This is a genomic window from Pseudomonas sp. R38(2017) (genome assembly GCF_002112395.1).
Taxonomy (GTDB): domain Bacteria; phylum Pseudomonadota; class Gammaproteobacteria; order Pseudomonadales; family Pseudomonadaceae; genus Aquipseudomonas.
In genome coordinates this window covers 103917-110269 of sequence record NZ_NEHN01000015.1, presented here as the reverse complement: position 1 = coordinate 110269, position 6353 = coordinate 103917, and the positions used below count along the sequence as shown (strand labels likewise).

The following is a 6353-nucleotide window of genomic DNA, read 5'->3' as shown; positions in this document are numbered from 1 at the left end:
ATGCCCCGGTGGTTGCCGACCTTGGCGCAGGTGCTGTGTGAAGAGCAGCCCGAAGTCTTGCTTCAAGGGATTTACAGGGTTGATGAACCACAGTCGCTTCGTCTGATTCATCGTTGGCAAGCCGATGTTGTCGTGCCGATGTTGTGCGAGGCATTGCCGAAACACCGGCCAGCGCTGTTCGCATTGCAAAGCCTGCATCAACGGGCGGCCCTCGGTTTGTCCGGGCGTCAGGGCGAGTGGCGGGCCACCCTCAAACCGGTGTTGCTGGCGCTGTATCGTCGGGCCTATGCCTACGACGCGGCGTACACCCAAGCCCATGCCAGTGCGATGACTTACGGCCTCGCGCCGAGCAACACCGCCATGATCGCCGAGCACTTCGGCGATGCCGAGGCGTACGCGGTGTATTACGCGCAACTCAATACCGACGCCAGCGCCTCGGCGTTCGCTCAGGCCCATGCCACCGCCAATGTTGAAATCTCGTCCCGGGCCTTCGCGGCTGAAGACGCGGATGCGTATGCGCAGGTTTGCGCAGCGTCGGCGCGGGTCTACGTCTGGGCCTGTGCCCAGACCGACGAGCAACGGCGTGTGCTGTTCAACCATCTCGCAGAAGGGCTGGTCCGGCACCTGCAGTCCCATCCAACAGGAGAAACGACATGAATGACGCACAGCTGCAATTCGATGTGGTGATCAACGCTCAGGGTCAGTATTCCCTGTGGCCGGCGGGCAAGCCGATGGCCAGCGGCTGGAACGCGGCCGGGATGCGTGGCGAACGCCAGGTCTGTCTGGATTACATCAATGAGCACTGGATCGACATGCGCCCGCGTTCTCTGCGCGAGCAGTCATCGGTGTCGTTCCAATAAGAAAGGTGAGAGAGCATGGATCAGTTGGCACTCAAGGCAATCGAGCGCATCGCCGCAGAAAAACGTGCGCCGTATCAGCGCATCACGGTCGACCGGATCACGCCGATCATCGGTGCGGAAATCGGAGGCATCGATCTTTCGCAGCCGCTGGATGACGCTCAGCTCGCGGAAGTCCGCCGGGCCTTTCTGGAGAACCACGTGCTGGTGTTTCGCGATCAGCATCTGACGGTCGAGGAGCACAAGGCATTTGGTCGGCTGTTCGGCGAATTGCGGGCGTTGCCGGTGGAGGACATCGACGGCGATGACCCGGAACTGGTGGTGATTCGCGCCAATGCGCAATCGCGTTACGTGGCCGGAGAAACCTGGCACACCGACGGCACCGCCGACCTGGCGCCGTCCATGGGGTCGATGCTGTACGTCAAGGAAACCCCGGCCATCGGCACGGGCGGCGATACGCTGTTCGCCAACATGCACCTGGCGATTGAAATGCTCTCGCCGACGATGCAGCAGTTTCTCGGCGAATTGACCGCGATTCACGACGGTGCAATTCCGTGGAAAGGTTATGAGGCGCCGGCCAACCTGCCCAAGACCGAACACCCGGTGGTGGTTCGTCACCCGGAAACCGGGCGCAAGTCGTTGTTCGTCAATTCCGGATTCACGTCGCACATCGTGCAGTTGTCCGGGGGCGAAAGTCAGGTGCTGTTGAACATGCTGTTCGACCTGGTGGCCCGGGAGCCGTCCCTCAGTTGCCGTGTTCGCTGGGCGCCGAACACGCTGGTGTTCTGGGACAACCGCTGCACCCAGCACCACGCGATCTGGGACTATTTTCCGCATTCGCGATATGGCGAGCGGGTGACGATTCTCGGCACGCAGCCCAAGGCTTGAAAACATCGGAGGGAGCAATGCGCTCCCTCTTTTTCTAGACGCCGCGCCGGATCAGCTGCTCGACGATCAACTCACCGAACGCCAGATTGCCGTGCAGCGGATCATCCACTTCGCAGAACGCCTCACGCTTAAAACCCTGCTCATCGTTCGCCGCCTCGCGCACGTCGATCAGCTCGACGCCAAGCCCTTGCAAACGTTCGATCAACAATGACTGCGCCGCCATGAACACGCGCGGGTCGGACAACTCCGGCACCCGTTGCGGCGGCAGCGCGGCGTATACCTTGAGGTTCAGCGCCAGCGCCTGTTCATAGAAGGCCAGGGCGGGGCGGGACAGGGTGTCGATGACCGCCTCGAACAAGGGCCCGGCGAGAAAACCGTCGTCGAACTCACCTTGCGCATTCTGGTAACAGGTCCAGTTCGGCGCGGTGGCCAGATAGTGCAGGCTCAGGCCGATCGTGCTCACCAGCGGCACCTCGATCTTTGCCAGATGCGGCACTTTCAGCGTGTCGAGAGCCTGGCGGTACAGCCGATCCATTTCCGCATCCCGAAAGGTCACGTCATGACGGGTCAACTGGAAGAAGTCGACGGCGAAATCCCGACCGGTGCCCAGCGGACCACCACCGAAAGACACCTCGCGAGCCTGCGCCGCCTTGCCGATGACGCCGGCATGGGAGTCACCCAGCAGCAGAAACCTAGGCGTAGTAATCGAGTACGGCGTCTTCACAGACAAGATCCTCGCTGGACACACTAGTGGAGGTGGTCGGCGCCTGCACCGACTGGACGGCTTCAAGTCCGGCAAAGAATTGCTGCATCACGAACGCCACACCCTCGGGTGTGACTTCCCGCTGGTTGGGCTGGTAGAACGCGCCCTTGAACGGCGTGCCGGTGATGATTTCGTAGGACGGGAAATAGTCGACGTCGGGCAGGTCTTCACACAACTGCCCGGCGACGGCGCGCAGCACCGATTTGGAGTAGGTCGTGGCGCTCAGCACATGTTGCCCGGTGGCGGTTGCCGTCAGGGGCACCGGTGAAACGGTGAGCAGCAGACGCAGTTGCGGGTTGATCGAACGCATCAGTTCCAGCGCCCTGACCATGTCGCCGTAAGTGTCCATGAAGCCGAAGTTGCAGAACCGGTGGAGCAGCGGATCGAAGGTGCCGCGCACGGTGCCGGGGCATACGGGATACACCAGACCAGTTTGCCGATGTTGCCAGGCTTCGGTCAGACCGAGGGTGAACACAAACACTTTGGCGTGGCGCAGTGCTTCGCGAATGGCGTCCAGGGTGGCTTCGCGCGATTCGAACAGGGCCTGCTCGCTGGCAAAACCGTCGGGCTCCACGGCGGGGCGGAACGGATCGTAGAAGCGCCCGTCATGAACCCAGGTCTCATCCGGCGGAGCGCTTACGCCTAGCGCCCATTCGAGCCATTGGCACAACATCGCCGGGGTATAAAGATTGCCGGTGCGGAACGAAAACACCCCGTAGTTGTGGGCTTTCCAGTCGGCCTCGGGCAACGCGTCCGGGGCGGGTTCCGCGTCCAGCCAGTTCATGCCGCGCGCAACCAGCGCGCGGCCGATGTGCTGGGCGAAACAGGAACCGGCGGTGACGATGGCGTCCTTGTTGCCGATCTCGAATTGCGGGGTCCACAGTTCACCGATGTCCGGTGCGGACTTGTCGGCGACGGCCGTACGCCAGAAAGCGCGGGGTGGCAGGCATTGATAGGGATTCACGACGAGAGGCCTCCTTGGCGAGTCGTTGAGCGAAAGGCTCAGCGGATTTGATAGTGGTAGATCAGATCGTCGAACCACCGATCACCGATCTGGTAGGCCTGCGGCACACGACGTGCGAACACAAAGCCGCATTTTTCCAACACCTTGCAGGACGCGATATTGCCGTCGGTCACGGTCGATTCCAGCGAGTTCAGCCCGATGGCCGCAGCGTAGTCGATGATCGCTTTTCGCGACTCGGTGCCGAAACCTTTGCCCTGATGCTCCGGCAACAGCAGGCAACCCACCTCGGCATGCCCCGGCGAAAGAATGCGAAAACCGGTCACGCCCAGCTCGTGCCCGCTGGCCCTGTCGGTCACCACCAGGCACAGCCAGTGCTCCGACTGTGGTCCCCACGCCGGAAGCCGGTGCTCGAAGCCTTGGCGAACCTGTTCCTCGGCAATCTCACCGAACACGTACTGCATGGTCTGCGGCTCGGAATGCAGCCTGAGAAACAACGGCCAGTCGGACTCGACCATCGTGCGCAGGTCCAGTCGATCCGTGGATAGCTCGAGCATCCGCTGCTCCTTGCGAGGGTGGAAAAAAGGAGAGGGTTTTTTACTTGGTGTGAGGGGAAAGATCAATGAGCGGATGGGGGGATGTTGAAGGTAATGGAGGGTGCCGGCCATTGATGGGTACTGGCACGCAGACTGGAGGGCTCGTTGATGAAGGGAAGTCCCGGTTGGCGGGTCGGTGCGGAGAAAGGCGTTCGTGTCCGAACGGGCAGGCGCAACGCCTCTCTCCAGAGGTGCCTGTCAGCCCGCCAACGTCGCGTTATCAATCACAAACCGATACTTCACATCGCCCTTGAGCATCCGCTCATAGGACTCGTTGATCTGATCCGCGCGAATCAGTTCGATGTCCGACACGATGCCGTGTTCGGCACAGAAATCCAGCATCTCCTGGGTCTCGGGAATGCCGCCGATCATCGAGCCGACGATGGTGCGGCGCTTCATGATCAGGTTGAACACGTTCGGTGATGGATGCGGCGAGGCGGGGGCGCCCACAAGTGTCAGTGCGCCGTCGCGCTTGAGCAGGACCAGGAACGCATCGAGATCATGAGGGGCGGCGACAGTGTTGAGGATGAAGTCGAAGCTCTTGGTATGCGCGGCCATTTCTTCCGGATTGCGCGACACCACCACTTCATCGGCGCCCAGTGCTTTCGCTGCTTCGCGCTTGGATTCCGACGTGGTGAACGCCACCACGTGTGCGCCCATCGCGTGGGCCAGTTTGATGCCCATGTGGCCCAGACCACCGATGCCGACCACGCCGATTTTCTTGCCCGGCCCGGCGTTCCACTGACGCAGCGGCGAATAAGTGGTGATGCCCGCGCACAGCAGCGGTGCGACGGCGGCCAGTTGTGCTTCGGGGTGGCGGATGCGCAGCACGTAACGCTCATGCACCACGATGTTTTGCGAGTAGCCGCCGAGGGTCCAGCCGGGGGCGTCCGGCGTCGGGAAGTTGTAGGTGCCGATCATGCCGTCGCAGTAGTTTTCAAGACCGGTTTCGCAGTCTTCACAGTGTTTGCAACTGTCGACGATGCAACCGACACCGACCAGATCGCCGACCTTGTATTCGGAAACATGGGCGCCGACCGCTGAAACGCGGCCGACGATTTCGTGTCCTGGTACGCAAGGGAATTGCGTGCCGGCCCACTCGGAGCGCACCTGGTGCAGATCGGAATGGCAGATGCCGCAGAAGGCGATGTCGATCTGGACGTCATGGGCCGCAGGGGCGCGGCGATTGATCTGGATAGGCTCAAGGGGTTTGTCGCCCGCGTGGGCACCGTAGGCTTGTACAAGCATGGGAGCGTACTCGATGGATCTGTCGGACAGTCATCTTCCTGCTCTGAAGTTGCATTCCGTTAGTGCATTCCTATCGAATGCTTGCCTGATCCTGTGCGTCAGCGCCGCGCAGAAAGTTGCTGCGGGGCCAGGAACGCATCGTGGAAGTAATTGCGCAAAGCCTGCATCGCCGGGCTGAATTCGCGCTCGCGGTGCCAGGCCAGGCCGACGCTCATCGGGGTCACCTTGTCGGTGATCGTCAGGGTCTCGATGCGCTTGCCTTCCAGTGACCAGGGACGGTGCACCAGGTCCGAGAGAATTGCCACGCCGCTGCCATTGGCGACCATGCTGCGCACGGCCTCTACCGAACTGGTACGCACCCGCACGTTGGGTTGTTGGCGGGCGTTTTCCCAATAGCGCATGGCACTTTGTTCAGCTTCATCCACGGTCAGCAGGATGTAGGGTTCCAGCGCGACATCCGCGAGGCTGACGGCCGAGCGCTCACAGAGTGGATGGTGGCTGGGCAGCCACAGACGACGTTCGGAGTTGAACAGGGTTTCCGAAACGATGTCGGGGTGCGTGAGGTTCGCGGTAAGCACCACCGCCATATCGAATTTTCCTTCCAGCAAACCCTGTTCGATGGCCTGCCGTTCCTGCTCGTGGACTTCGATGGCGACGTCCGGGTGCCAGTGTTCCAGCCGTTGCAGATGATGCGGCAGAAAATAGCCGATCACCGTGTAGCTCGCGGCCAGGCGAATCAGGCCGCTGGCGCGGATGTCGGGTAGCGGGCTGTTCAGCGCGTCGTCGACGCTGCGCAAAATCACGTAGGCGCGGTTCAGGAAGTGTCGACCGGCATCCGTCAGGCTCATGCCTTGTGCCGAGCGCTGGAACAGCAACGTGCCGAGCATGCCTTCCAGTTCCTTGATCGCCGTGGTCACCGCCGACTGGGAAATATTTAAATGAATCGCTGCCTGGGATATCTGCCCGATCTCGGCGGTGGCAACGAAGTAGCGAACCTGACGCAAGGTCAACGACATGGGTGTTCCTGTTTTTCAGGTATC

Annotated in this window: 8 protein-coding genes; 3 read left to right on the top strand and 5 right to left on the bottom strand. The window is 61.5% G+C overall.

The window, feature by feature from the left end:
• The 3 genes from CAF87_RS28445 to CAF87_RS28435 are packed head-to-tail and all read left to right on the top strand — an operon-like array spanning position 1 to position 1745.
• Positions 1-657, top strand: coding sequence for a hypothetical protein (locus tag CAF87_RS28445; protein WP_085734040.1), 657 nt, complete (start codon positions 1-3; stop codon positions 655-657).
• A complete protein-coding gene (locus CAF87_RS28440) occupies positions 654-860 on the top strand; it encodes an MbtH family NRPS accessory protein (protein ID WP_085733946.1) in 207 nt (68 codons plus the stop codon). Before CAF87_RS28445 ends, CAF87_RS28440 begins: the two co-directional genes overlap by 4 nt.
• A 15-nt stretch (positions 861-875) precedes the next feature.
• Complete coding sequence (locus tag CAF87_RS28435; protein WP_085733947.1) at positions 876-1745, top strand: TauD/TfdA family dioxygenase; 870 nt, start codon at positions 876-878, stop codon at positions 1743-1745.
• Between the two features lie 34 nt (positions 1746-1779).
• On the opposite strand, the gene CAF87_RS28430 is transcribed toward CAF87_RS28435, so the two are convergent.
• The 5 genes from CAF87_RS28430 to CAF87_RS28410 form a co-directional block, all read right to left on the bottom strand.
• Positions 1780-2469: a hypothetical protein gene (locus CAF87_RS28430; protein ID WP_085733948.1), complete on the bottom strand. Its 690-nt coding sequence runs from the start codon at positions 2467-2469 to the stop codon at positions 1780-1782.
• Positions 2438-3472: a GSCFA domain-containing protein gene (locus tag CAF87_RS28425; RefSeq protein ID WP_085733949.1), complete on the bottom strand. Its 1035-nt coding sequence runs from the start codon at positions 3470-3472 to the stop codon at positions 2438-2440. The genes CAF87_RS28430 and CAF87_RS28425 overlap by 32 nt, the downstream gene beginning before the upstream one ends.
• 38 nt (positions 3473-3510) lie before the next feature.
• The gene (locus CAF87_RS28420; RefSeq protein ID WP_085733950.1) at positions 3511-4026 is read right to left on the bottom strand and encodes a GNAT family N-acetyltransferase; all 516 of its coding nucleotides are present in this window, start codon (positions 4024-4026) and stop codon (positions 3511-3513) included.
• Between the two features lie 237 nt (positions 4027-4263).
• A complete protein-coding gene (locus tag CAF87_RS28415; protein ID WP_085733951.1) occupies positions 4264-5313 on the bottom strand; it encodes an NAD(P)-dependent alcohol dehydrogenase in 1050 nt (349 codons plus the stop codon).
• Positions 5314-5411: 98 nt separating this feature from the next.
• Complete coding sequence (locus tag CAF87_RS28410) at positions 5412-6329, bottom strand: LysR family transcriptional regulator (protein WP_085708517.1); 918 nt, start codon at positions 6327-6329, stop codon at positions 5412-5414.
• Between the last annotated feature and the right edge of the window lie 24 nt (positions 6330-6353).

Bases quoted from the DNA above. Each gene is read 5' to 3' on its own strand.
- CAF87_RS28445 (WP_085734040.1), top strand. From the start codon at position 1: ATGCCCCGGTGGTTGCCGACCTTGGCGCAGGTGCTGTGTGAAGAGCAG.
- CAF87_RS28440 (WP_085733946.1), top strand. From the start codon at position 654: ATGAATGACGCACAGCTGCAATTCGATGTGGTGATCAACGCTCAGGGT.
- CAF87_RS28410 (WP_085708517.1), bottom strand. From the start codon at position 6,329: ATGTCGTTGACCTTGCGTCAGGTTCGCTACTTCGTTGCCACCGCCGAG.
- CAF87_RS28415 (WP_085733951.1), bottom strand. From the start codon at position 5,313: ATGCTTGTACAAGCCTACGGTGCCCACGCGGGCGACAAACCCCTTGAG.
- CAF87_RS28420 (WP_085733950.1), bottom strand. From the start codon at position 4,026: ATGCTCGAGCTATCCACGGATCGACTGGACCTGCGCACGATGGTCGAG.
- CAF87_RS28435 (WP_085733947.1), top strand. From the start codon at position 876: ATGGATCAGTTGGCACTCAAGGCAATCGAGCGCATCGCCGCAGAAAAA.